Raw genomic sequence first — 26,947 nt, forward strand, 5'->3', positions numbered from 1 at the left:
TCTTACTTAGATTTATAATGTATAGTAGCACAATTCCGCAATTGTTCGGCGGCAATTTCCGGAGTAATATCCCTTTGCGGATTTGCGAGCATCTCATAGCCTACCATAAATTTCTTGACTGTAGCCGAGCGCAATAATGGTGGGTAGAAGTGCATATGCCAATGCCACTCCGGGTGGTCTCCCTCATTGACGGGCGCCTGGTGCATACCCGCAGAATAAGGGAAAGACGTCTTGAAAAGGTTATCGTATCGTGTGGTCAGTAATTTAAGTATTGCGGCAAAGTCTTCCTTTTCTTTTTCATTAAATGCGGCAATATTCTGCACCGGTCTTTTGCTGACTATCATTGCTTCATAAGGCCAGGCTGCCCAAAAAGGCACCAAAGAAACAAAAGAATCGTTCTCATCAATAATACGTTCTTCTTTTCTTAATTCTGCATTGATATAATCAGCTAATAGGGTACGCTGATACTTGTCAAAATATCTTTTTTGCTGAACGCATTCTTTTTGAATTTCAACCGGCAAATGATTTTGAGACCAGATCTGTCCATGTGGATGCGGATTACTGCAGCCCATGATAGCGCCTTTATTTTCAAAAATCTGAATATAACGGATCCATTCCACCTTGGAAAGTTCCTCAAATTCCTTTTGCCAGAGATCAACTACAGCCTTTATAGCTGATTGTTCCATTTCAGGCAAGGTGAGGTCATGGCGTGGTGTAAATGCAATAACTTTACAGATTCCCTTTTCAGTCTCCGCAATAAATAATTCGTCCTCATTAAATTCCTGTTGGCTGGTATCTTTCAATAAGGCCGAGAAGTCGTTGACGAAAACGAAGCTTTCTTTATAATCAGGATTGATATCCCCGTCTGCCCGTTTATTGGTTGGGCACAAATAGCATTGGGGATCATAGGCAGGTCGATTATCACCGGGTAAATCTTCAACTTGGCCCTGCCAAGGTCGCTTACTGCGATGTGGAGACACAAGTACTTTTTCCCCGGTAAGAATATTAACGCGTGTGTGGGGAGAGTCCCCGAAGTTTAAAGTTGATTGCATGTCATGTATAACTGGTGTACAGAATACACAATATTAGCTTTTTTAAATAAAAAGTTAAAATTAAAAAGTAAAATTATCGAAAGATGAGTCCTTTAACACGCTGTAAAAATGGATAGAAATTCCCCCGTACCCTTTTTCCATTCAGTCATACCAGGGTTAATGAAGCCGAGGGCCGGAATGGCCAAAACCGCCATACCAAATCTAAGCCTTAAACTTCGGATCCTGACCTTTAATCAATTCAAAGACTGTAATTTCGGGCAGAATACCGACACGGCCGGGATAACCCAAGAATCCATATCCAACATTGACGTATAAGCGCTTGTTTTCCTGTGCGCGGTACAGTCCGGCCCACTCCTTATAGATATATTGTACCGGGCTCCATTGCAGCATTTCAGAACGAACACCAAACTGCATACCGTGTGTATGGCCTGCAAACATCACATCCACATCAGTATCTAATACTTGTGCCCGCCAATGGGAAGGATCATGGGACAAGAGCAGTTTAACAGCCTGTTCCTCCGTTCCGAGCAATGCTTTTTTGATATCGCCATGTTTTGGAAAGCGACCAGTTCCCCAGTTTTGAACGCCAACAATACAAAGTTCTTCACCGTCCACTTTGATCTTACGATTTTCATCCATTAACAGATCCCAGCCCATCACTTTATGTACATCGATCACATCTTTTAGATTTTTTCGCTTCTCCGGAGAGTCTTCTTTCCCATAATAGTAATCCCCATAATCATGGTTACCCAAGGTGGAAAATACTCCCAGATCCGACTTCACTCTTGCAAAAATATCTTGGTAATCCCGCATTTCAGATGCCTGAGCATTTACGATATCACCTGTAAAAAATGTAACATCGGGTTTTTCCTTAAGCAGCATATCTATCCCGCCGGTCACAGCAGTCTTGTTATAGAAAGATCCCGAGTGCACATCAGATATCTGTGCGATGGTCATGCCATGAAAAGCTTTAGGTAGATGAGGTAAGTATAACGGCACCCGTCTGATACGGTAATCATAGGCACCGGAAACAATACCCCAGCTCAGCGGAATAAGCGGCGAAGCGCCTATTAATATACCGGCCTTGGTCAAAAAATCCGAACGGCTGATTCCCTTTACCGGATTTTCAGGTAAGGGATCTCCAGCATCTTCAACAAGATCCTCAACAGATTCTTTCTTACTGAACAAGCGTTTGACCCACACGCCGCCGCGACGGATGTCATCGATCAATAGGATCAAAAAGAAGAACAATTTTGAAGTTGCTGTCAAAAAGAATCCAACCAAAATAACAGACCTTACAATCAGCGGAATACTATATTTGGCTGATATAAAAACACCTAATAGCAGGAGGGCGGTATACGACCACCATAACACGGCGAATATTTTTGTTTTGGGGAATTTAATCTTCGTAGCACGAAGGGCAAAAAAGATATAAAAATCTAAAATGAGTAAAACACATGCATTTACTAACAACATCATCAATTCGTTTTAATTTTTGGCATTGACTGCCAATTGCTTTAGAGATGTGATCCACTTTGGATCGTCATTTAGACTTTCCACCAGGCAGACCTCCTCTCCACCTAAATTCTTGAATTCATTAGCATATTCCACGCCAATTTCATCAATAGTCTCAATACAGTCTGCCACAAAAGCCGGACTGAAGACCAATAATTTCTTATAACCTTTACTAGCGAGGTCATGCAACAGATCGGAAGTATAAGGCTGTATCCATGGTTCTTTGCCTAATCGGGACTGGAAACAAAGGGAATATTGTTCCTTCCGCAAGCCCAATTTTTCAACGATGGTCCGCGTAGTTGCATAACACTGAGAAACATAACAATATGTGTTGACATTTGTTTTGCAGGAATCACAACCTGATTCAGGACATTTTAGCTGACCTGTAGGATCTACTTTGCCTAGTTGTCTGACGGGAAGTCCATGGTAGCTAAAAACAAAGTGGTCGAAATGTGTAAGATCATGTTTTCGGGCATGGTCAGCAAACGTCTCGGCCATTAATTCATCCGTGCAGAAATTGCTTACAAAACTAATTTCGGGCAAATAATTCCATTTGCGGATCAGCTCCATGACACGGTCTATTACGGAACCCGATGTTGCTGATGCATATTGTGGGAATAATGGAATAACGCGAACGGATTCGAGCAGCATCCCCTCCATCTTGCTCAGTGCAGCTTCTATGGATGGATTTTGGTAACGCATGGCCAGTTCGACATGGTACTCCTCCCCCAGAGACTCCTGCAGCAAGTCGCGTTGCAGTATACTATAATACATCAAAGGAGATCCGGTTTCCTTATCCCAGATTGTTTCGTAGATTTTTGCTGATTTGGGTGCACGGGTACGGGCAATAATTCCTTTCACCAATAATGTCCGTTGGAAATAAGGAATATCTATGACACGTGGATCCATTAAGAATTCGGTCAAATATTTTTTTACGTCTGGAGTAGTTGGGCTATCGGGTGTACCTAATTGTACTAAAAGAATACCTTTTTTGGCTTTATTGCTCATAGCCTACAAAAATAAACAAAAAAGCACGTACTGCGGATTCACTCGCAATAATATGAAATATCTATGACGGGTACATTAGGCTATAGTGCTTCCAGAGCGGCTTTCACATCTTTCATTAACCACATTGGTGTCGAGGTTGCTCCACATATACCAACGCGGTCGCCCACGGCAAAAACGGAGACTTCCAGTTCAGCGGGATCAGAAATAAAATAACTTTCGGAATTAGCTTTTTGACAGACTTCAAACAAAACTTTTCCATTGGAAGATTTCTTCCCGGACACAAAAACGATTTTGTCATATTGCCTTGCAAATGCGCCAAGATCTTCATACCTATTAGAAACTTGTCTACAGATGGTATCATTTGCCTTGACTTCATACCCCCTTCTGATCAACTCCTCTTTGATGGCGTAGAATTTATCCACGCTTTTTGTAGTCTGACTATAGAGGGTAAATGAACTTGGTAAGTCCGCGTCATCCAATTCGGCAATATCCTGAAAAACGAGCGCTTCATTATTTGTCTGACCTTGTAAACCGATGACCTCCGCATGACCATGCTTTCCGAAGATCAGAATCTTTTCATCCTGGTCAAAGGAGGTCTTGATTCGATTCTGTAACTTAAGCACGACCGGACAAGAGGCATCAATTAAAGTGATATTGTTTTCCAAAGCGGTACGATAGGTCTCCGGAGCTTCGCCATGTGCACGGATCAGCACCTTTTCGTTTCGCAAAGTAGGAAGAACAGCATGATCAATAATACGCAATCCTTTGGCTTTCAATCGGGCGACTTCCTCGTCATTATGCACAATATCACCTAAACAATAGAGGTAACCATCCTCTTCCAAAATCTCCTCCGCCATATCGATGGCGTATACCACTCCAAAGCAAAAGCCTGAATCCTTATCGATGTCTACTGTTAGATTTAATGCCATAACATTACAAAGTTACATATTCATATCGAATATATTGATGGTATAGATTTGTTAACAGCTGATTTTTTATTTCCGTTTATTGTCAATTACCTATGACCTTATTACATTTTGTACGATAAAAAGATTGCGGTGAAAGAGTGCAAGCCAACCTTTTGGTTTCAGCAACCACGAAACGGCAGCTTGTTTCACGGCACTGAGCACTTTAAATTAACCCACCATGGCGAATAAATTGTTTTTATATAAGCCTAATTATATTGCATATAAAAAGCAATTTATCTAAGTTTGCAAAAAAATAAAATAATGGCAACTAACAGAACTTTTACGATGATTAAACCTGACGCAGTAGCGAACGGTCACATCGGTGCAATCTTAAACGATATTATTGCTGGTGGTTTCAAAATCATTGCAATGAAATACATTCAGTTATCAAAAGAAACTGCTGGTGCATTTTACGCAGTGCACAAAGAACGTCCTTTCTACGGTGAATTGGTAGAGTTTATGACTTCAGGTCCTATCGTTGCTGCAATCTTAGAGAAAGACAACGCAGTTGAAGATTTCCGTACATTAATCGGTGCTACGAATCCTGCTGATGCAGCTGAAGGTACAATCCGCAATAAATATGCTAAATCTATCGATGCTAACGCTATCCACGGATCTGATTCTGATGAGAATGCGGCTATCGAAGGTAACTTCTTTTTCTCTCAATTTGAAAGATTTTAATCATTGACAATGCTATAAAAAAAGCGTTGTACTGTTGTACAACGCTTTTTTTATGGATCATCGTTTTCTTATCTCCACATAAATCCACCAATCCTGAAAAAGCGGAGGAATTTATTGATCGCTGTTAGCGCGGGTTTCTTAATCTTCCATTTTAAACCGCTTAAACCCGTTGGTGGGGCGTCAAAATCTTGTACTGTAGCATTACCCGTTCTCATATGAGTAGGCGGCTGCATTTTACGTTTCTCAACAACCAAAATGCTATCGTAATAATGCAAAGAGTTGACCGAACGTGTAAACTCATTGACCTTTAGCCCCCGTTGTTCTGAATGATAGGCATTGATATAATCAATAAAATTCTTACTGTATTCGATAAATGTGCCATTTCGCTTATGTCCACCACCATAAAAAACTTGGTAAGAGGTATGCAGGTCTTCACATAGATAGACACCATTCTCTTTTACATGTCCAAATAGTTCTTCAAATGTAATAATCTGTTGCAACATAGTATGCCCGCCATCATCTATCAGGATATCTATCGGAGGGATTGACTCTTTCACTTTGCGCAGGAACTTACGATCTGACTGGGATCCGATAAATATCTCGATGTTCTCCTCTTCCAGTGCTTTGCAGTTGGGGTTGATATCTACCCCATAGATTTTTGCTTTGTCGCCAAAATATTTCTTCCACATCTGGAGGCTCCCACCCTGAAAGACTCCTATTTCCAGCACGACAATCTCCTTACCTTTGAATTGGCGGAAATGACGATCGTATACGTCGAAATAATGCATCCATTTGTTGATCAGCTTATCATTATTATTCCGGAAATATTCCTCTAGCTCGTTCATATTAGACACTTAATAAATGGTGTAGAAAATTTGTGTCGAAACTAGCTAAATATAATCGAAAAGTCAAGTTTTTTTTTGATGGAAAAACGTACGGGATAACTTCGTATGAGCCATATTTTCAGCGCGGTTTATCCAGGGAGATCAGTGACAGCAAATGACAGATCACTTGCTTGAAGAAAATAAACGAGAAGCTATCAAAAAGGAAAAGCACCACAGGATTGCAAACCTGAATGAGGCTCCGAGGTGCTTAGGAGAAAAAGTTACGATAAAAAACTAGAAATTTCTTTTTCCTAAATATTCATCTTCTTTCGCCGTCATCTTGGTTTTATCCGCAGGCTTTTTGTCCGGATATCCACAAAGATGCATAACACCGTGTATAATGACACGATGTAATTCATCGCGTTCGGCAACGTTAAATTTTTGCGCATTCTCCTGAATACGTTCCACACTGATGAAAATATCACCAGCAATGGTATCCTCGTCTTCTGATGAATCAAAAGTCACAATATCCGTGTAGGTATCGTGATTCAGGTATTCTTTATTGATCTCCAACAGGTATGCATCCGAGCAAAGGATAAAGCTCAATTCGCCGACACGCTTAAACCCTTCACCTTTAATCGCATCAGCGATCCATTGGCGAATCTTACCTTTTTCTTTTAGTTTGAAATCTATGTCCTCTGTAAAAAATAATATGCTTTTCATCTGTAAATAAGTATTAATTGAGCACACGGGGCGCAGTTTTCATTCCATCAGCTATTTTCATTCCATCAGCTAGAGGAATCTTATAATCTTCAAATCGACATTTTCCCATCCAAAAAGCTGTTATTTATCAGGAAAGAGGTCATGCTATGAATTCTCATTTAAAAGCTGCGACTATCCATGTAGCTTTGTAAAATAATCGTCGCTGATACCGTGTCGATCAGGCCTTTCTGTTGACGGTCCTTTTTCTTTTTGCCACTTTGAGCAATGGCTGCTGAAGCCATTTTTGAGGTGAAGCGTTCATCAATTTCGACAACCGGGATCGTCGGATATATCTTTTTCAATTTACGCATAAACCCGACAACGTGCGAAGCTGATTCGGAGTCCGATCCATCCATTTGCCTGGGCCTGCCGACAATAAATGTTTCGATCTGTTCTGTTTGGAGGTAATCCGTTAGAAAAGTCCAAATATCCTGCGGATGTACTGTCGTCAGTGCCGTAGCAATAATTTGCATCGGATCGGTTACTGCAACCCCAATTCGTTTTGTACCGTAATCAAATGCCATTAACCTCATGGAACCATTTTTTTTACAAAAGTACAATTTAGATATGAGTATTGAGATATGCGTATTGAGATTCATTAAAAAAGCTATAACTTTGATAGACTATTTAAAAGATAAATGAGAAAAACAGTTATTGCCAGCCTTTTTGTTGCATTTTGCCTATATGGCCATGCCCAGGGCAATTATGAGCAACAAATTTTGGCCCAGCGCGAGGAAAAAGCTTTGGAATTGGCCAAAGAACAATTTGGTCCGTTGAAGGCAGAACAAGTGGCCTCTTTGGATTACTTCCCTGTAAGCGCAAATTATAAAGTCAAAGCCCATATAGAGGTCCTATTTGATGCACCTGTATTTCGTATGCCGACCTATGACGGCACCAGCAACGAGTACAAACGTTATGCGACAGTGACATTTCAATTGAATGGGGCTGAAAGGACATTGAATATTTACCAGAGTGTGGCCTTATTTCAAAATCCTGCCTATAAAAAACATTTATTTTTACCATTTTTAGATCAGACAAATGGCCAGGAGAGCTATAGTGGCGGACGATATATCGACTTATCCACGGATGACATCAAGGGCAGTATCATTGAAATAGATTTTAATAAGGCTTACAATCCTTATTGTGCCTACAGCAACGGTTATCGTTGTCCGGTTCCCCCAATAGAAAATAATTTAGACACAAAAATTATGGCAGGAGAAAAAGCCTTTCATAAAGCGAAGAATGAGCGTCCCGTTAACCTAAATGGTGGACAGGAATTTACAGAAGCTGATAAGAAGATTATTTTGTCAGGGGATGAAAACACGCTTCTTCGTGTATTGCAAACTACCGACGAAAAAGATTTAAAGGTATTGAAAGCAACAAGCAACGATGTTAAATACAACGACCCACTGTTAGAAACGCTTTCAAAGCGAATGTTTGCGACCGTTCGGGATCCAAATCACCCAGGCGTGGGAATAGCTGCTCCCCAAATTGGCATCAACAAAAATCTCATCTGGGTACAGCGGTTTGACAAGCCGGAACAACCTTTCGAGTTTTATGTAAACCCCAAAATCCTTTGGCGTTCGAAGCTAAAACGGAGGGGAGCCGAGGGCTGCCTCTCCATCCCCAACCGCAAAGAAGATGTGTTGCGGAGCTATGCAATCCGTCTACAATACATCAATAAGGAAGGAAAAGTGATTGAAGAGAACATTGAAGGCTTTACCGCAGTAATCTTCCAGCATGAAACGGATCACCTCTTCGGCATATTATTTCCTGATCGTCTGGAGGAACAACAAAAAGAAAACTATGTGCCACTGAATGATAAAATTGATTTTTCTATTTTACCAAAAAGCTTAACACCGTAGATTTCAGATTTACTGGAGATCCTTAAAGGGCATGACTGGATATCAATCAACCATCATGCGTCATTAAAAAGCCCCCATGAATTGCATCGTGGGGGCTCAATATCATGGAATCTACTTGAATTTAGATCAATCCTTTTTCTGCTAATAGTTCGGCAACTTGAACGGCATTCGTCGCTGCACCTTTACGCAGGTTGTCTGCGACTACCCACATATTTAACGTATTCGGTTGCGAGTCATCACGACGGATACGTCCTACAAAAACCTCATCTCTACCATGTGCATCTTTTGGCATCGGGTATTGAAGATTAGCAGGATCATCAACAACGATACAACCACTTTGAGCAGCTAATGCAGCACGTACATCATTTAGATCAAAGTCATTTTCGAATTCGATGTTCAATGATTCGGAGTGCCCGCCCATCACTGGAATACGCACAGTTGTTGCTGTTACCTTGATTGAATCGTCACGCATGATTTTGTTTGTTTCCAAAATCATTTTCATTTCCTCTTTTGTGTAGCCATTTTCCTGGAATACATCGATATGCGGAATAACATTCAAATCAATCTGATAAGGATAAGCTTTCTCGCCTTCTTTACCGGCACGCTCGTCCATCAACTGATTAACGGCTTTTACACCAGTCCCGGTTACGGACTGATAAGTCGAAACTACGACACGTTTAATTTTATATTTATCATGTAATGGTTTTAACGCCACTACCATCTGGATAGTTGAACAATTCGGGTTTGCAATGATTTTATCATCAGCAGATAATACATCGCCATTTACTTCCGGAACGACCAATTTCTTCGTCGGATCCATACGCCATGCGGAAGAATTGTCAATGACTGTAATTCCGGCTTCTGCAAATTTTGGTGCAAATTCTTTGGACGTATCGCCTCCCGCGGAGAACAATGCAACATCAGGTTTCAAAGCAATAGCCTCAGATGGTGTAACCACCTTATACTTCTTTCCCTTGAATTCAATTTCCTTACCCTTGCTGCGCTCTGAAGCTACCGGAATCAATTCTGTTACTGGGAAATTTCGCGCCGCCAACACGGTTAGCATCTCAGTACCTACAAGGCCTGTTGCGCCGACTACTGCCACTTTCATTTTTGTCTGTGTTTAAATTGTATATAAAATTTGTTATTTGATTTGTTTTTAGTTGATTCTTGAAGAATGAATTCTTCAAATTTAAAAAATATTCCGTAATTACGCTATTAAAATAATAAATTATCCCCCATTCTGCTAAAAAAGTCACAACGGTTTTGTTTTTTCCACCTTGATCAAAAAAATATTGAGCACAAACCGCCGTATTTGACCTAAAAAAATTGAAGTAACGATAATTCAAAAAAAATAAAAATTTTCGCTGCTCGTTCAAAAAAAAAGAACAAACGATTGAAACGGTTTAAAATCTCATAAAAACTGCGCCAAGAGTCTATAAATTAACATTTTTAGGAGACTGTCCTTTGCATCAAACAGTTGCTAGCTAATGAAAAGCCGCTATATTTGCATCATGAAAGAAAGCATTATTATCATTGGTGCAAACGGCCAAATCGGTACTGAATTGGCAATCGCTCTGCGTAAAAAATTTGGTGCAGAAAATGTTGTCACCACAGACATCAGAGAACCACAGACAAAAAGCCCCGACGAGAATTTTGAAATTGCAAATGTGCTTGACAAAAATGGTCTGGACATATTGTTTCAAAAATATAAACCTACTCAAGTATATTTATTGGCAGCCATGCTTTCAGCAACAGGAGAGAAATATCCTGAAAAAGCCTGGGAGCTTAATATGAATGGATTGCTCAACGTGCTTGACCTAGCTGTTACATATAAAGTTTCAAGGATATTCTGGCCAAGTTCCATTGCTGTCTTCGGCCCGCACTCACCAAAGGATAATACAGCCCAATACTGTGTTATGGATCCGAATACAATCTATGGCATCAGTAAGCTTGCAGGTGAACGTCTTATCGAATGGTATCAGGAGCACCGCGGATTGGATATCCGTAGCGTGAGGTATCCCGGTATTATTTCCTGGAAGACCGAACCGGGAGGCGGAACAACAGATTATGCTGTTGATATCTTCTATGAGGCACTGAAAACAGGTACATACGAATGTTTCCTATCCGAGAACACAGCATTACCGATGTTATATATGGAAGATGCCATCCGCGGCACACTCGAGCTAATGGACGCACCACAGGAAAGTTTGAGCATCCGTCATGCCTATAACCTTGGTGGTATTACTTTTACTCCGAAAGAACTCGCACAAGAAATTAAAAAAATTCTTCCTAATTTTGCAATCTCTTACGTAGCGAATGACCCGAGACAGCAGATTGCCGATTCATGGCCTGCAAGTCTGGATGATTCATACGCAAGCAAAGACTGGAACTGGAAGCCAGCATTTGACATCCAGAAGATGACAGTCGATATGATTGAGAATCTTAAAAACAAAATATAACAATGGGAAGAGCTTTCGAATTCAGAAAAGAGCGGAAATTCAAACGCTGGGCTAAGATGGCCGTACAATTTACACGTTTAGGTAAAGAGATCGCTATGGCGGTCAAAGAAAGCGGCCCGCACCCTGAAACCAACTCGAGACTTCGCACAGCAATACACAATGCTAAGGCTGTAAACATGCCTAAAGATCGTATAGAAGCGGCTATAAAACGCGCTTCGGAGAAAGATTCAAAAGGTTATGAAGAATATGTATATGAGGGTTATGGCCCACATGGTGTGCCGGTTTTGATCGAGACAGCAACTGACAATACCAACCGTACCGTAGGAAATATCCGTAGCTATTTTACAAAAGCTGGCGGTTCGTTGGGAAAAACAGGATCATTGGATTTTATTTTCAATCGCAAATCTATTTTCCGTTTTGCAGCTACAGACGAATTGGATCTTGAAGAACTGGAACTAGAGCTCATCGATGGTGGTTTGGAAGAATTATACGTTGAAGCTGATGAAGAAGGTAATGATGTTGCCGTAGTGCAGACTTCTTTCGAGGATTTCGGTAATATGCAAAAACTGCTGGAAGAGAAAGGCATCGAAGTAACCTCGGCTAAATTAGAACGTATTGCTTTATCGCACTCTGACATTACAGAGGAACAAGCCGCGGACGTGCTGAAGATGATCGATAAAATCGAAGAGGATGATGATGTACAGGCGGTATACCATAACATGGCTTAAACTGTGTATCTCACAAAATATCTAAAAAGAGCGCTAGTCGCTCTTTTTTTATTGAAATGCCTCCCAGCTCCGTCGGAAAAATTACTACATTTGTAATAGACTATATCAAACGCATAACAGGATGACTTTTGAAGAGTTTTTCACGAAAAAGAAAATTGATTTAAAAGCTTTAAAAGCTGCAGATGAACCCTTATTTGAAGAGTTCAAAGCACACTATTCTGCTATGGGCGAGAAAAGCTTTGATCATAGTAAGAAGTTTTGGTTCAACAAACTTCGGAAGAGCTTCCATCTAACGGAAGAAGAGGTGGTGGTTGTCAAAAAAACAATCCAGGAAGACAAAATAGAAACGACTTCCCCCACAACAGACGCCAATGCGTCAAAACCTGCAGGTTTCAAACCTCGTTTTAAAGCACCTGTCCCGTCCGAGCCCGCCAATCAAAAGGAGGAACATAAAACACAACCATCCACAACACGTTCAGAAGCGGCTGATAGCGCCGTAACAGAAACACCGAAGGCAGCTGGGTTTAAGCCCCGCTTTAAGTCCGGCGTAACTAAAAGTGCAGAACCAACGGAAGAAACGTCCACATCTAAAGATTCGTCAGAGGCTTCGGCTCCAGAAACGCCGAAGCCCACGGGATTCAAACCACGGTTCAAGCCGGGCGTGACAAAAGTTGCTGCACCTGAACAGTCAGCAACTTTGGAAGAAAATCCAGTAACACCTTCAGAGACGACGGCCCCAGCGCCGGCTGAAACCGCCAAGCCAACTGGGTTCAAACCACGCTTCAAAGCGGGCGTAACGAAAACAGAAAGTGCGGATTCTTCGCAAAAAAAGACGATGCCAGTAGAGGACACGAAGACAACTCCAGTATCTGCAAATAGCGCTGCGACAGCGGATACCTCCTCACCTGCGGAGGCCCCGAACAGTTCGGCAAGCGAAATCTCGAAGCCCGCCGGCTTTAAGCCGAGATTTAAAGCAGGGATAACCAAAACAGCAAATACCGACTCGACACAAGAAGTGGTTCCACCAACAGAAGACCTGAACATACAGCAGACCGCTGCCCCTACTCCACAGGCGACGCCAACGCTACCGGAAAGCAACAGGGACAAACCGGCCGATGAACTGCAACAGAACAACGAAATTGCGCAGGAGCAGGCAGCGGCAAACAAGCCGACAGGATTTAAACCTCGCTTCAAAGCTGGATTAACAAAAATTGATAAAAAGGAAGAATAATTTTCACTACATTTAAACTGATTTTTTTCAATTAGTTTAAAAATTCCGATTAAAACCAAAGACCAATGTTAAAGGAAGAAAGACAAGCATTTATTATACATCAGATCAATCTACATAACAAAGTTTTATCTTCAGATCTAAGTGTTCAACTGAATGTATCCGAAGATACTATCCGACGTGACCTGAACGAGCTCGCAGAAAACGGCAAAGTTTTAAAAGTCTATGGTGGAGCACTCTCCAAGTCCTTTCAATTTCCTTTTCAGGATGGAAATGTCTACGCAAAAGAAGCGAAAAAAGAGATTGCAAAAAAGGCAAGCACTCTGATCTCCAATGGCATGACAGTACTTGTTGGCGGGGGAACGACCCTTATCGAGCTAGCGCGGACAATTCCGGATCATCTTCAATGTACCTTTTTTACCATCAGTCCACTGGTCGCATTGGAACTCGCGGAGAAACCTAATCTCGAGGTGATCTTGGTCGGCGGAAAGCTTTCACGTAATACAAATATTGTATCCGGCGCTCAGGTGGCCAATGAATTAGCAGATTTAAAGGTAGACCTCTGTCTATTAGGAACCAATTCACTTTCTGTAGAAGACGGAGTTACTGACTCAGACTGGGAGGTGGTGCAGATCAAGCGCGCAATGATCAAATGTTCTAAAAAGGTTGCTATACTCAGTATTGCGGAGAAACTCAATTCCGTTCAAAAAATGAAAGTAGTACCCCTACGTGATATTTCCTATTTGATTACTGATATCAATCCGACCGATGTTTCCTTAAAAGAATTTGCGAATACAATTGCAATACTTTAATATTGCCGCTCATTTAATTTAGCATGTCATCGCAAACGGAAAATGACTCTTTAAAATCAAAAACAACAAAAGGACTGCTGTGGGGTGGCATGGCCAGTATTATCCAGCAGTTTTTGGGCTTCGGCTTCGGTATTCTACTAAATCGTAAACTAACAGCAGAAGATTACGGTTTAGTAGCCATGATTACCATATTCTCTGTTCTTGCATCGGCATTTCAGGAAAGTGGTTTTATCTATGGTATTGTCAATAAAAAAGAAGTTCAGCACAAAGATTATAATGCCGTATTCTGGACAAGTGTTGGGATAGGTACATTTATTTATATTGTATTATTCTTTTCAGCTCCTCTCATTGCCCTGTACTACAACCAGCCGGTACTTGTTGAACTCAGTCGCTTCACCTTTCTGTCCTTCTGGTTAGGAAGTTTCGGGATTGCACATAACGCCTACCTTTTCCGCAATTTAAAGATCAAGGAAAGAGTGATCACCGGGACTTTGGCCCTTATCTTATCAAATACAATTGGTATATATTTAGCCTATAAAGGTTATGCCTATTGGGCATTTGCCGTTCAAATCGTTTCCTATAGTGGTTTTAATATGCTTGGCTTTTGGTATTTCTCCAAATTCAAGCCCTCATTTACCTTTGATTTCAGTCCTATCCGCGATATTCTAGGGTTTAGCAGTAAAATACTGGTTACCAATATCTTTATCAATATTAATAAAAATATATATGCGGCAATTTTGGGAAAACATTATACAACCGAAGAACTAGGATATACTGTTCAACCAAATAAATGGAGCCAAATGGCGCAGAATATTTTGACCAATATGGTCAATAATGTTACACAGCCGATTCTGCGGGAAATAGAAGATGATAGGGATAGACAGCTTCGTGTATTCCGCAAGCTCATCTCCTTTACAGCTTTTTTGGCTTTTCCAATGTTATTTGGTTTAACTACAGTTGCACAAGACTTCATTACGATTACAATAACCGAAAAATGGCAGCAAAGTGCTATCTTTCTTCAAATTTTCTGTATTGGCGCGGCTTTCGATTCTGTAAGCAATGTCTTCTCCAGCTTGATTATCAGCAAGGGTAAGTCCCAGATCTATATGCGAAATATCGTTGTTTTTGGTTTACTTCAAATCGCTATTTTAGTCTTTGGCAAATCGCTTGGCATTGAAATGCTCATCGCCTTAACCTCAGGATTAAACGCGCTATGGATATTTGTCTGGTACGCTTCGGCTAAACCTTATATGACCTATTCATTCCGTTATCTAATTCAGGATGTATTTTCATATGCTATATTAGCCGGTATCAGCTGTTTGGCAGCACACTACGCCACCGCATCCATTGCCAACCTTTATCTCCGGTTTGCAAGTACTATTGTTGTCGCCGTCTGTGCCTATATCATCGTCAATAGAATCTTTAAGCCGAGTATTTTGCTTGAATTATTCAGCTATGTCATCACAGTTATCCGAAAAAAATAGATGGCCAGGATTCTCACCATAATCGTTTCTTATAATTTTGAACCTTGGATTCACAAATGCATACCCAGTTTGTTAGCATCAAGCCATCGAACGGATATCCTTGTTATAGATAACAACTCAAGAGATCATACCACCCGTATCATCAAAGAAACTTACCCGTCAGTCAGACTGATAGAAAGCCCCGAAAACCTCGGTTTTGGAAAGGCCAACAACATGGGGTTGACCATCGCCCTGAGGGAAGATTATGACTACGCCTTTTTGGTCAATCAGGACGCTTGGGTAGATCAGAACTGCATCGCCAACCTGATCAAAGTGAATACCACAAACATTGGCATTATTTCTCCCATCCACTACGATGGTACGGAGGAAAAACTCGACCATGGATTCTCAGTCTATACGAAACATACGCAGTTTGAAAATTCCTACCGAACCTGCTCATTCGTCAATGCTGCTTTTTGGTTGATACCTAAAGCTGTCATCAAAAAAGTCGGCGGTTTTTCTCCAATTTTCTTCCATTATGGAGAAGATAAAGATTATGCCAACCGCATCCATTATTATGGACTGAACTTTGTGCTGGCTGAAGATGCCCGGGCTTATCACGACAGACAGCAGCGCCAAGTAGATCGCAAAGTTTTTCTAAAAAGCGAATTCGTTTATCATCTGACGGAATATTGCAATATCAATTATACCTTTACAAAGGCTTTTTCGATGGCTATATTGGCGAGCGTAAAGAAAATGCTGTCTTCTTTGGGTAAAGGTCGTATTTTTGAAACAAGAAGTTATCTCAATATCGCTTTTAGACTATTAGGCAAGACCGGAGAAGTCCGGAATACCCGTCGGGCTAATAAAAAAGCTTTTAACAAAATTTTTTGACAGATGGATAGTCCTGCTCCAGTTTTACTCTTTGTGTATAATCGTCCGTCGCATACGTTAAAAACACTCGCTGCCCTGGAGAGAAACAAGTATGCTGATCAGACTGTTCTCTATATTTATTCGGATGCAGCAAAGGATGAACGCGCGGCTCAGGCAGTCGAAGAAGTCCGTAGGATTATTAAAAGACCCTGGCATTTTCAACAGATTAAAATTATCGAACGGGACAAGAACTGGGGCTTGGCCGCCAATGTCATCGATGGTGTGACGAAGGTCGTGCATGAACATGGGCAGATTATCGTTTTAGAAGACGATCTTGAAACATCTGCATTTGCGCTTGATTATTTTAATAAAGCGCTAGACCGTTATCGGGAAGATGAACAGGTCATGCAGATCAGTGGCTACGGTTACCCTGTACAAAACCTACATGAGCTTCCTGAAACGTTTTTCTTTCGGGTAGCCAATAGCTGGGGCTGGGCAACATGGGACCGTGCGTGGCAACATTTTAACCCAGACATCGATGAGCTTGTTTCTGATTTTTCGGAGGAACAGATTCACCAATTCAGTATTGAAGGAAAAGAGAACTTTTGGAAGCAGGTACAGGAACTTCGCAGCGGAAAGATCAACTCCTGGGCAATCCGTTGGTACGCTTCGGTATTCAAAAAAAATGGACTAGTTTTGTATCCGAGGAATTCGATGACACAGAATATCGGCAATGATGGTACTGGCACCCATACAGCAGCAGAATCAACCTATCAGGTTACATTAGCTGATCGTCCTATAGTTTTTTTTCCAACAGAAATAGTGGAGAATACGCAGGCCTATAAAGCGATCAAATATTTTTACGCACATCGGAAAGGTTCTTTACTCAGTCGGGGCATCCGGTTCCTCAGAAAGAAAATTAACAAACTCAATAAATAGACATGGCTGCTCATCCAAAATTTTCAATCATCACTGTCGTTTACAATAATGTGCGGGATATTGAGCACACCATCAAATCGGTTGTTAACCAGACTTACGACAATATTGAATACATCGTCATTGACGGGGAATCATCCGATGGCACTTTAGCCATTATTCAAAAATATCAGGATAAAATTTCGGTCATATTATCTGAAAAAGACAAAGGAATTTACGATGCGATGAACAAAGGCCTTGCTTTGGCTACGGGGGACTATGTCCTCTTTTTGAATTCCGGCGATGAAATATACGATCTCAACAGCATCGAAAACCTAGCAAAGCTCAGTGGTGACGCCGATATCCTCTATGGTGAAACGATACTGATAGATGGCGATAGGACTATTATCGGTGAACGAAGACATAAGGTACCCGCAAATTTCGACTGGAAGAGTTTTCGTTATGGCATGAATATCTGTCACCAGGCCATCTATATCAAACGGAGTATTGCAGAACCATACGACCTCAATTATAAACTCTGCGCGGATATAGACTGGGTCATTCGCTGTGCTAAAAAGGCAAATAAATCTGTTAATGCGCATCAATATGTCGCACGCTATCTCGTCGGCGGGATGTCAAAACAGCGACATAAGGAGTCTCTAAAAGAACGCTTCGCCATCTTCAAACACTATTACGGCACCATTCCCAATTTATTCAATCATGGGATCATCGCTTTAAAAGCGATCTGGTACCGCATTAATTACGGCAAACCCCAAGACTGATGCTAAATCCTGAAATCCTCACTGAACTTGTCACAGTTAAAATGCCTTTCGGCAAATATCAAGGCTACACGTTATGCAATCTTCCGGAGCCTTATTTGGTTTGGTACAATCAAAAAGGGTTCCCTAAAGGCAAATTAGGTCAGCAACTGGCCACACTGTATGAGATCAAGCTAAACGGCCTGGAATATCTTCTGGAACCTTTGAAGAAAAGGTGACGAAGGTCATTTTCTTCCATTTATTATTTTTCGTAGCTTTGCAGTGAATTTATTTTTGCATTAAACGCCGTTTGCAGCGGTATCAATGAATATCATGACACAATATCAAACATTGCTGTACTATTGTTACAGCCCTATCGAAAACGCAGAACAATTTGCGACTGATCACCTTGAATTTTGTAAATCACTTGGCTTAGTAGGACGTATTATCGTCGCTGATGAAGGCTTGAATGGTACCGTTTCGGGTACGATTGAGGCTTGTCGGCAATATATGGATGCCATTTATGCGGATGGTCGTTTTAACAAAACAGAATTTAAGATCGACAATGTTGAAGAACCTTCTTTTATCAAAATGCACTGTCGCTATAAAGCTGAAATCGTGCACTCTGGCCTAAGAGATCCGAAAGAAATCGATCCGAACCGACAAACAGGTGTGCATCTGGAGCCAAAAGATTTCTTGGCCATGAAAGACCAGGAAGATGTCGTTGTATTGGATGTGCGTTCAAACTACGAACATAGTGTAGGTCGCTTTAAAAACGCAGTGACCCTGGACATCGACAATTTCCGCGAGTTTCCAGAAAAGATCAAAGAGCTGGAACAATATAGAGGAAAAAAAATATTGACTTACTGTACTGGCGGGATCAAATGTGAAAAAGCTTCTGCCCTACTATTAAAAGAAGGTTTTGAGGATGTTTACCAATTGCATGGTGGAATCATTAAATATGGCAAAGAAGCGGGTGGCGAAGATTTCGAAGGCCAATGTTATGTCTTTGACAATCGTGTTACAGTAGATGTCAATTCGGTCAATCCATCTGTGGTATCAACCTGTTTCAATTGTGGTAAACAGACCACCAAGATGATCAACTGTGCCAACCCCGTATGTAATGAGCATTTCACCCAATGCGATGAATGTGGCTGGGAAATGGATGGCTGTTGTTCGGCGGCCTGTAAGGAAAGTCCGAATAAGCGGGAATACGATGGCACAGGATACTATGTAAAGATACCACAACCCGTCAATGTAGACAAAATCAGCAAGAGAAAACATAAGAATTTCCCACCTAAAGTGAAGGTCTAAAATTAATTCAATAAAACCTTCATGATTTCGCTAGCACCAACAGCTATGGAAGCAAACTGAAGGTTCTTTCTTGCCAATAGAAACAAATACTTTCATAAAAAAAGTCGGTAACTGATCAGTTACCGACTTTTTTTATGTTGTAAGATTGCTTTACTTCGCAAACATTCCTGCGATTGAATCGAGGATATTTCCTTTGGATTGGCCATCGTTACTTTTGTCAAAGAAACTTCCAGCCAGACCGCCCAACATATCAGTCATACTGCCACCTGCGGAAGCCTGTTGTGTTTCTTGTGCAGGTTCTTCCTGTCCGCCACCTAAAAATGAGCCAAGGATTCCCCCTAGCATACCACCACCTGCACTTTGCTGTCCGCCGCCACCTAGAACAGATCCGATCAGGTCACCAATGCCGCCGCCGTTGGACGTCTGTTTTTGCTGACCAAGATATCCCATGACAATAGGTGCTAGTGTAGCTAGAACACCTGTGACCTGCGCTGAACTGATACCAGCTTTATCGGCAATATTCTGTGTCACCACTTCTGTATTTTGCCCAAACATATGGTTGACAATCTTGTTCCCGTCGTCGGATCCGCCCTGACCAAATAAATCACCTATCTTATCGAAGATACCGCCACCGCTATGTTGATCGATCGCTTTGTCGATGTTTTCCGATTGGCCTTTGTTTTTCGCATTGTAATTCAGTGCTGCGATCATCAAAGGAACAGCCGCTGCCACAATCCATTTTGCTTTGGATTCACTGACGCCTGTCATTTTAGAAATGGCTTCTATTGCTTTCGAGCCAACTCCTCCTGTAACTAAGTCTGTTAAGTTCATAAGTCTTCGTTTATAGTTAAGATGAAGATAACGATTTTTTATGAGGAGTTTAGAAAATATATGCCAACAACAAAAAGCCCTGTGGAGTCTTAACTACACAGGGCGTTTACATCATCAATCTATGCGATATTGTATTACTCGATCAACTTTGTTGAGAACTCATTTTCGATCTCTTTTAACTGCGACTCTTTTGTCAATGAAACATTGTTCTGAACACGGGATTTTGTCCATCGTCCAAGTGTCATATTAAATTCGCCATTAAACTGGATAAAAGTATCCGCTGATGGTGAGACATACACAAATGCTTTGGTATTATCTCCATTTCTATAGAATGGTTGATTGGTTAAATTAACCGGATTAACAATATCGTAAAAATCAGTATTGGCAATGCGGTACCCAGCACTTGCACTGGCTAGAGAACCGCCTGTGCTCACGAAAATGACATCCTCCGGAATAGTTGTATTTATAACTTGAACAGTAGAGAAAATGGCTACTCCAAAAGCATTTCCACTGTTGGCAAGTAAATTACCGGTTTTCGTCCCAAAATCATACCCGCTCTTGTTTGCATAATCATAATTTGTAATCCAATGAGCAGCCGATATATCCGTCGATTTCTCACCACTAATCAATTTATTTGTTCCTCCCACGTAGAAAAACTGACCTTTTTTTACGGAACCAGCAGTCAGATTAATTTTGTATGTTCGTAAGCCGCCTGTAGCCCAACCATCGGTAGGTACGCCTGTCGGAGTTGAGGCATTTGCATTATTCGTAGTTACAACGCTGAAGGGGGTTTTAGAGAAATCGATATCTTCTGTTGCTAAAAACTGCATGTATTCATAGTTTGCATCTGTTGAGCCACTAGGATCATTCAGAAGCCCAGTGACAATAGCCTTCGGAGTTTTGTATTCTGATTTGATCTGTACAAGATCTGACTTTGTTCGCAAGGATTGATAAGGAATAAGGCTATCACCTGACATCTCATTAAATTGAATTCCCCAATAATTCGCCATTTTATATTGAGGCAAATTTGCTAGTTCAGATTTGGGATTAGTTCTAACCGTAATAAAACCGAAGCCGTCATTGATTTTTTGGTCACCAGATAATGTCTGCCCTTCACTTGGAGTATAGCTAAATCCTCCTTTCACAAGAACGATTAATGTACTTTCGTATTTTGTCGGATCTTTCAGGATTTGATCTGCTGTGACACGGAGCGCTTGGTAGCGATTATCACCGGAAATTTTCTCAATTTTACTGCTGGGGAGATCAGTTATCTGCAATATTCCGTTTAACCGCTGCAGTTTACCGCCAACCAAGTCGACTACGATAGAATCTCCCGGAGAGTACTCCTTTGCTTTCTCCCCCAACTGAATTGAGATACCACGCAATAAATCTAATCTCCTACGATCTTGAAGCACTAACACCCCTTCCGGTAAATTGCCAGCGCTATGATCCGAAGTGACAATCCCCGTTATTTTTGAAGACCCGCCCAAAGTCTCTAAATTTAAGTCTATGGGTGCTCCTTTGAATATTGTCCGCACATCATAGATACCAATATAAGGGCTAATCTCACCTCCGGGATAATTTGGACTATCTTTCTTACAGGAATTGAAAAAAAAGATCCCAACAATTCCTAGCATTAAAAAAATTATATGTTTTTTCATGTTTTCTTAATTATGGTTTTTGCCACCAAACTTTGGTATTAATTTCATCAGGTCCTTGCTGCTGAACAGCTAATTTGTAATTGGTCGGATTCGCTGATTGGACAATCACTGGATAATACATCCGTGCAGGCATTTCCCCATTATTCTTTAATCCTTTACCTTTTGGTAGTATAGGATGTCCTGTTCTGCGATATTCATACCATTGTTGCATATCAGCCATAAATAGTGCTTGATATTTCTGAAAATGTATTTGCTCCATCTTCTCAGCGAAAGATACATTATCCTTCCATTCCCTATCCGATTTCGCTAAATGCTCTTTCGCAGTTACCGTCCAAGTTGGTATCCATAATTTTATATTATTTTCAACTCCACTATAAAAGTAATCCTCTATATTTCCTTCAATCCATCCCTTTAATACAGCTTCTGCTTTGATAAATTGCAATTCGGCAAAAGGCATAATCATACCAGTTAACGGTTCAGTCTGCAAACTATTGACACCATTATTTTGATCAAAAGAATAGAAATAGGACATTTTAGAATAATCTTCCGACCCAGCTGCATAGCCACTAGGCACCCCCACATAATTACCTGAGACCGGAGCAATCCCCATTCGATTAATTCCTGATGTTCCATAAGTTGGAATATCAATACGAGGATCGTTAGTATCTCTTAAATAATCTAAGAAAAATGAGCACAACGCAACTGCCCTGAAATCCTGCGCGCGGGTTGACTTAAACGGTGAGATGTATGCTCCATCGTTCGTCCAACGCAATATTGCCGAATCGTCATTGCTGGCCATGATGGGATATCGATCTTTTTCTGTAGAAAGAATTCCTTTAATTTTATCCAATACATAATTTTGATTAGGACTCTTCTTATCAGCAACACGCAACAGCAGCCTTAAATATAAAGAGTTGTTAAACTTTCTCCATTTAGTCAGATCACCTTTATAAATTGGATCATTGGTTGCGTCTATTGTTTCGGTAGATTCTTTTATTTGAAGCAAAGTATTCGCAGAGTCTAACCGGTGCAACATATCAAAATAAATATCTTCTTGTTTGTCAAATTTTGGTTCCAATATCAATGAGTCCCCAGCGAGGTTAGACTGAGAATACGGGATATCTCCATACATATCGGTCAAAATAGAGTACAGCCACACTTGCCCAATAATAGCAATGGCTTGATAAGACCTATTGAAAGTGACTGGCTCTATCGCCTTTTTATACATTTCCTTGAAGTTCGTGATCTCGGAATAATGTGCGCCCCAAATGTAGTCTGCCCAACTCCTTCTAAAATCGTAACGAAAGACTTTCCCGTCACCATCACCAATTGAAACCGTAACTTGCATTAGCTCATTGTTAAACGACCTATTTCTGCTCATGTTTGCAGAAACCGAGTTAATAAATGCATTTGCCATAAATTGATAGGGATATGCATTCTCAGTTTCGTTAGGGTTCGTATTAGTCTCTATAAAATTCTTTGTACAAGATTGCATCAATCCCACAACAAGAATTCCGATTATTATTATTTTAAAATTCTTCATGATTATCAGATATTAAAAGCCTACAATTAAATTAAACCCATAAGTTCTCGTGGAGGGAAATTGAGCAATTTCAAAACCTTTAACGATATCTCCATTATCCAGAGTTCCAAATTCAGGATCAAAAGCAGGCCATTTCGACCAAATAAATAGGTTCCGCCCATATAAGCCCACTGTCAACCGTTGAAGGCCATACTTCGAAATTATTTTTTTGTTGAATGAGTAGTCTAACCTTGCTTCTCTAAATTTGATAAAATCTGTTGGATAAGTGCTCCCTTCAGCATTATCTTGCCCAAAATGTGAACGATAATATTCATCGATATTGGTAGCAATAACGTCATTTTTCCGATATGTCCCATCACCATTGTCAATAACTCCGTTACCAATAATACCACTATAACGACCCGGAAGCGTATTCTTAGTTTTACCCTGCTCCGCCAATTTATAATGTGTAAGTGAGTGCCCCACCCCACCCCATTGAGTGTCAAAAAGAACATTTAAATTGAAGCCTTTATAGCCAAAAGTATTACCAAAGCTGATTTTACCTTTTGGGAGCGTATTACCTAAATAGATAATATTACTCGTTAATTTAGCGTATCCTGTAGATGGGTCGTAGATCACCTGGCCATCGGGCGCTCTTTCATAGCCTATTCCGTAAAGGTCACCCATACTTCCCCCTTGTTTTGCTACAATCTGTCCTGACCCCACGGACCTATACTGTAGTACTAATGAGGAATCTGGCAAATCAACAATTTTATTTTGGTTAGCTGTATATGTAATTAAACTTGACCATCTGAAACCATCTTTTTGATTGATCTGAGTTGTATTCAACGACACTTCAACGCCTTGGTTCCGAACCGCTCCCATATTGGTTTTAAATGTTCGATAGCCAGATGATGGGTCTAAAGAACGATTTAATTGCTGATTAAACGTCTTCGAACTATATAACGCTAAATCAAAATTCACCTTACTCTTAAAAAACTTTAGCTCAGTTCCTACTTCATAAGATCTTGTTTTTAACGGTTGTAAATTCGGATTTTTCAATAGACTTGACGCTGTCACAGATCCCGGCAACAGTCCATTACCTCTTTCATACAATTGTTGCAACATATAAGGGTCTTGTCCACCATTTCCCACTTCCGCTATAGATGCTCGAAGTTTTGCGTAATTAATTACTTTCGGCAATTTCACAACTTCCGAGAGAATAAAACTACCATTTAAAGCGGGATAGATCAATCCCAATTTTTTTTGTGGATTAACAGGTGTTGCCATTGTACTATTCCAATCCATCCGTCCCGTCGCATCCAAATAAAGGAAGTTCTTATAAGATGCTGTGACCATACCATACGCACTGTTCGTCACAAACTTATAAAACTTCTGATCTGAAATTACACCATACTTGCTATTTGCTAAATTATACACACCGGGATATGTCAGTCCATCTGCCGTATATGCTTCCCTTTTATAATCATTATGAAGTGTGCTTCCACCCACTGTAGCAGAAAATTTAATATCTTTATTTATATCTTTCTCATACTTTAATAGAAAATCCAGTACTGTTTCCTTTGAAAATAAGGACTGTGAACGATAACTACCTTCCGGTAATTTGGTCCCTGAATCATAGGGTCTTTCCTGAGCACGATCTTCTACGAAGAAATCTAAAGATGAGCGCACCATTAAACTTAGTTCTTTGTTAAACTGATAATTCGCTGAAGCATTACCCGTGAAAGTATTACGATCATTTCTATTAATAAATTCATAAGATATCGCAAATGGATTTTCAGGATATGAACTAAATGGATATTGAATTGCCTTGTCTTCTAATCCAAGTTTCCAATAATTTCTCAACCAGTTATAGTCAGCATTGGGTTGCCAGAAAATAAACCAATACATGAGAGACTGATTACCATACCCAGCTCCAGGGAGGTTATCTGACCACCGTCTATTATAATTAATCTTTGCATTTATTGTTAGCTTATCTGAAATTTTTGAGGTCGCAGATAAAGCAAATGCAGTCTTATCATAACCTGTATTAGGTGTAATCCATTTATTCCGGACATCCGTATAAGAAAAACGCGCAGATGTTTTTTCGGATCCACCATCGATTGTTAATGAGTTTGTAAATGTTCTTCCTGTCTGAAAGAACTCTTTGCTATTTGAGTACGGTTGCCATAATGTACGTTCCGCACCCTGCGCTTGTGTAAGTGGATCATATTGAAAAAAATACTGACCATCAAATTTAGGTCCATATGCAGAGCTGGTACCACTTGTACTGCTGCCATCTGCTGAACTCCCGAAAGAATAGTAATTTGCCCCACCGGTGCCCTGTCCATATTCATATTGAAAATCTGGCCAGCGATTGACAGATTCCAACGCTGTATTACTATTAAAAGTAACCCCTAATCCTTTCCCTTTTTTTCCTGACTTTGTAGTAATAATGATAGCCCCGTTTGCACCACGTTGACCGTACAGGGCTGCTGCGCCAGGTCCTTTTAGAACGGTAATATTTTCAATATCTTCAGGATTAATATCATCCATCCCTGATCCATAATCGGCAGGCATGTTATCAGAGCCCGTTCCATAAACCGAGCCTGAAGATCCCCCTACACGTCTACCACTTCCCCCATTTATCACAATTCCATCTACGACGATTAACGCTCCTGCATCTCCATTTAGATTAGCTTCTCCTCGTAAAATAATCTTGGTGGATCCTACTGGTCCTGCATTCGATCGCATTAAATTAACACCAGCAACTTTACCGGACAATGCATCCATCCAATTGTTAGATAGCGCTCCTGTTAAGTCATCCCCTTTTAACACTGTTGCAGAATATCCCAAAGCCCTTTCTTCACGCTTAATCCCCAGCGCAGTGACAACAACCTCTTCAAGTGCTGCAGCTGTGGGACTTAATGCAATTTGAAGATTATTTTGAGATGTTTCGAATACCTTTGTTTGAGCTTCATAACCAATCAATTGAAAACGTATCTTTCCACCAGCCTCAACATCCACCTCAAAATTACCACTCCTGTCGGTCGTACCTTTTGCGATTCCCCCTGACAAAATGGAAACCGAAGCTAGCGGCTCCTGTGTCTTGCTATCTACAACTTTTCCTTTAATTCTAATCTTCCCCTGATTAAAAATGTGTGTGGCTCCGCTACTGTTTTCCATTGGAACAGCCGCCGCAGCTACATCCAGATTGCAGGCAACTATCAGCGCTGCAAATAGCACTTTCGAGGATGAGTGCCTTAGATTAATTTGGATAGGGTTAATACTAAACATAGATATTAGTGTAAATTGTTAATTTTCAATTTGGGACAAAAGTATATTCTTAACAAAAAGTTTGTCTTAACTTAATGTTTTCTTTTTGTTAAGAATTGTTTCGAATATTATTTCCTTTAAGGAACATCTTTCCCGATTTACATCTTATAAAAATGCTGAAGAATCCATTTAGACAGGAATTTCACGCATTAGGTCTAAAAAGCACTTCCTTTATTTTGGTTATTTCATTATTATAGAACCGAAAATAATTAATATTCTATAAAAAACGAAATAAATCGAAATTATTTAAAATAAAACAATCCAATAAGAAACCAGCATTCAACAAATTAATAGTAAGGAAACACAACAAAAGAAAAAAAACAATGCTATTGGCACTCAAAGCAAACTCGCAGCCACACATTTTAAACC

The 26,947-nt window shown here is 40.5% G+C and carries 24 protein-coding genes; 12 read left to right on the forward strand and 12 right to left on the reverse strand.

The window, feature by feature from the left end:
• Window positions 1-2: 2 nt before the first annotated feature.
• The 4 genes from ABTV71_RS27120 to ABTV71_RS27135 all read right to left on the reverse strand — a co-directional run bounded on the left by ABTV71_RS27120 (window position 3) and on the right by ABTV71_RS27135 (window position 4,504).
• Window positions 3-1,052 (reverse strand): UDP-glucose--hexose-1-phosphate uridylyltransferase, encoded by a 1,050-nt coding sequence (locus tag ABTV71_RS27120; protein ID WP_433901704.1) that lies wholly within the window; start codon window positions 1,050-1,052, stop codon window positions 3-5.
• Between the two features lie 201 nt (window positions 1,053-1,253).
• Window positions 1,254-2,528, reverse strand: coding sequence for a metallophosphoesterase (locus ABTV71_RS27125; RefSeq protein ID WP_121120958.1), 1,275 nt, complete (start codon window positions 2,526-2,528; stop codon window positions 1,254-1,256).
• 12 nt (window positions 2,529-2,540) lie between these two features.
• Window positions 2,541-3,575 carry a ferrochelatase gene (hemH, locus tag ABTV71_RS27130; protein WP_121120960.1) on the reverse strand — a complete coding sequence of 345 codons (1,035 nt, stop codon included), beginning with the start codon at window positions 3,573-3,575 and terminating at the stop codon, window positions 2,541-2,543.
• Between the two features lie 80 nt (window positions 3,576-3,655).
• Window positions 3,656-4,504, reverse strand: a complete 849-nt coding sequence (locus tag ABTV71_RS27135) for a 4-hydroxy-3-methylbut-2-enyl diphosphate reductase (protein WP_121120962.1) — start codon at window positions 4,502-4,504, stop codon at window positions 3,656-3,658.
• Between the two features lie 300 nt (window positions 4,505-4,804).
• Here ABTV71_RS27135 and ABTV71_RS27140 point away from each other — a divergent pair, with 300 nt between their 5' ends.
• Window positions 4,805-5,224: a nucleoside-diphosphate kinase gene (locus ABTV71_RS27140; RefSeq protein ID WP_077437233.1), complete on the forward strand. Its 420-nt coding sequence runs from the start codon at window positions 4,805-4,807 to the stop codon at window positions 5,222-5,224.
• A 68-nt stretch (window positions 5,225-5,292) separates the two neighbouring features.
• Here ABTV71_RS27140 and ABTV71_RS27145 read toward each other — a convergent pair whose 3' ends face one another.
• The 3 genes from ABTV71_RS27145 to ruvX all read right to left on the reverse strand — a co-directional run bounded on the left by ABTV71_RS27145 (window position 5,293) and on the right by ruvX (window position 7,343).
• Window positions 5,293-6,069 carry a class I SAM-dependent methyltransferase gene (locus tag ABTV71_RS27145; RefSeq protein WP_121120964.1) on the reverse strand — a complete coding sequence of 259 codons (777 nt, stop codon included), beginning with the start codon at window positions 6,067-6,069 and terminating at the stop codon, window positions 5,293-5,295.
• Between the two features lie 273 nt (window positions 6,070-6,342).
• Window positions 6,343-6,771, reverse strand: coding sequence for an rRNA maturation RNase YbeY (ybeY, locus tag ABTV71_RS27150; protein WP_121120966.1), 429 nt, complete (start codon window positions 6,769-6,771; stop codon window positions 6,343-6,345).
• Between the two features lie 158 nt (window positions 6,772-6,929).
• A complete protein-coding gene (gene ruvX, locus ABTV71_RS27155; protein WP_121120968.1) occupies window positions 6,930-7,343 on the reverse strand; it encodes a Holliday junction resolvase RuvX in 414 nt (137 codons plus the stop codon).
• A gap of 105 nt (window positions 7,344-7,448) precedes the next feature.
• Here ruvX and def point away from each other — a divergent pair, with 105 nt between their 5' ends.
• Entirely contained in the window at window positions 7,449-8,675 is a 1,227-nt protein-coding gene (gene def, locus ABTV71_RS27160; RefSeq protein ID WP_433901705.1) for a peptide deformylase, read from the forward strand.
• Between the two features lie 121 nt (window positions 8,676-8,796).
• Here def and ABTV71_RS27165 read toward each other — a convergent pair whose 3' ends face one another.
• Window positions 8,797-9,786, reverse strand: a complete 990-nt coding sequence (locus ABTV71_RS27165; protein WP_120260404.1) for an aspartate-semialdehyde dehydrogenase — start codon at window positions 9,784-9,786, stop codon at window positions 8,797-8,799.
• Window positions 9,787-10,189: 403 nt separating this feature from the next.
• Between ABTV71_RS27165 and ABTV71_RS27170 the strand changes: the two genes are divergently transcribed.
• The 10 genes from ABTV71_RS27170 to ABTV71_RS27215 all read left to right on the forward strand — a co-directional run bounded on the left by ABTV71_RS27170 (window position 10,190) and on the right by ABTV71_RS27215 (window position 19,228).
• Window positions 10,190-11,137 (forward strand): NAD-dependent epimerase/dehydratase family protein, encoded by a 948-nt coding sequence (locus ABTV71_RS27170; protein ID WP_121121271.1) that lies wholly within the window; start codon window positions 10,190-10,192, stop codon window positions 11,135-11,137.
• A 2-nt stretch (window positions 11,138-11,139) separates the two neighbouring features.
• The gene (locus tag ABTV71_RS27175; protein WP_121120973.1) at window positions 11,140-11,865 is read left to right on the forward strand and encodes a YebC/PmpR family DNA-binding transcriptional regulator; all 726 of its coding nucleotides are present in this window, start codon (window positions 11,140-11,142) and stop codon (window positions 11,863-11,865) included.
• 121 nt (window positions 11,866-11,986) lie between these two features.
• Window positions 11,987-13,096 carry a hypothetical protein gene (locus tag ABTV71_RS27180; RefSeq protein ID WP_433901706.1) on the forward strand — a complete coding sequence of 370 codons (1,110 nt, stop codon included), beginning with the start codon at window positions 11,987-11,989 and terminating at the stop codon, window positions 13,094-13,096.
• 65 nt (window positions 13,097-13,161) lie between these two features.
• Window positions 13,162-13,905 (forward strand): DeoR/GlpR family DNA-binding transcription regulator, encoded by a 744-nt coding sequence (locus ABTV71_RS27185; RefSeq protein WP_108634674.1) that lies wholly within the window; start codon window positions 13,162-13,164, stop codon window positions 13,903-13,905.
• A gap of 23 nt (window positions 13,906-13,928) precedes the next feature.
• A complete protein-coding gene (locus tag ABTV71_RS27190) occupies window positions 13,929-15,389 on the forward strand; it encodes a lipopolysaccharide biosynthesis protein (protein ID WP_121120977.1) in 1,461 nt (486 codons plus the stop codon).
• Window positions 15,390-16,262 (forward strand): glycosyltransferase family 2 protein, encoded by an 873-nt coding sequence (locus tag ABTV71_RS27195; protein ID WP_433901707.1) that lies wholly within the window; start codon window positions 15,390-15,392, stop codon window positions 16,260-16,262. It begins immediately after the preceding gene.
• 3 nt (window positions 16,263-16,265) lie between these two features.
• The gene (locus ABTV71_RS27200) at window positions 16,266-17,180 is read left to right on the forward strand and encodes a glycosyltransferase (RefSeq protein WP_433901708.1); all 915 of its coding nucleotides are present in this window, start codon (window positions 16,266-16,268) and stop codon (window positions 17,178-17,180) included.
• A 2-nt stretch (window positions 17,181-17,182) separates the two neighbouring features.
• Window positions 17,183-17,938, forward strand: a complete 756-nt coding sequence (locus tag ABTV71_RS27205; RefSeq protein ID WP_433901709.1) for a glycosyltransferase family 2 protein — start codon at window positions 17,183-17,185, stop codon at window positions 17,936-17,938.
• The gene (locus ABTV71_RS27210; RefSeq protein WP_046673143.1) at window positions 17,938-18,153 is read left to right on the forward strand and encodes a DUF3820 family protein; all 216 of its coding nucleotides are present in this window, start codon (window positions 17,938-17,940) and stop codon (window positions 18,151-18,153) included. The genes ABTV71_RS27205 and ABTV71_RS27210 overlap by 1 nt, the downstream gene beginning before the upstream one ends.
• Window positions 18,154-18,247: 94 nt before the next feature.
• Complete coding sequence (locus ABTV71_RS27215) at window positions 18,248-19,228, forward strand: rhodanese-related sulfurtransferase (RefSeq protein WP_121121273.1); 981 nt, start codon at window positions 18,248-18,250, stop codon at window positions 19,226-19,228.
• A 150-nt stretch (window positions 19,229-19,378) separates the two neighbouring features.
• Here the strand turns inward: ABTV71_RS27215 and ABTV71_RS27220 are convergent, their stop codons facing one another.
• The 4 genes from ABTV71_RS27220 to ABTV71_RS27235 form a co-directional block, all read right to left on the reverse strand.
• Window positions 19,379-20,059, reverse strand: coding sequence for a DUF937 domain-containing protein (locus ABTV71_RS27220; RefSeq protein ID WP_433901710.1), 681 nt, complete (start codon window positions 20,057-20,059; stop codon window positions 19,379-19,381).
• Between the two features lie 134 nt (window positions 20,060-20,193).
• On the reverse strand, window positions 20,194-21,720 hold the full coding sequence (locus ABTV71_RS27225) for a DUF5689 domain-containing protein (protein WP_433901711.1): 1,527 nt from the start codon (window positions 21,718-21,720) through the stop codon (window positions 20,194-20,196).
• A 10-nt stretch (window positions 21,721-21,730) separates the two neighbouring features.
• Window positions 21,731-23,263 (reverse strand): SusD/RagB family nutrient-binding outer membrane lipoprotein, encoded by a 1,533-nt coding sequence (locus tag ABTV71_RS27230; protein WP_433901712.1) that lies wholly within the window; start codon window positions 23,261-23,263, stop codon window positions 21,731-21,733.
• Between the two features lie 12 nt (window positions 23,264-23,275).
• Window positions 23,276-26,539: a SusC/RagA family TonB-linked outer membrane protein gene (locus ABTV71_RS27235; RefSeq protein ID WP_433901713.1), complete on the reverse strand. Its 3,264-nt coding sequence runs from the start codon at window positions 26,537-26,539 to the stop codon at window positions 23,276-23,278.
• Window positions 26,540-26,947: the final 408 nt, after the last annotated feature.

The organism is Sphingobacterium puteale (assembly GCF_050986225.1).
Taxonomy (GTDB): Bacteria; Bacteroidota; Bacteroidia; order Sphingobacteriales; family Sphingobacteriaceae; genus Sphingobacterium; species Sphingobacterium puteale.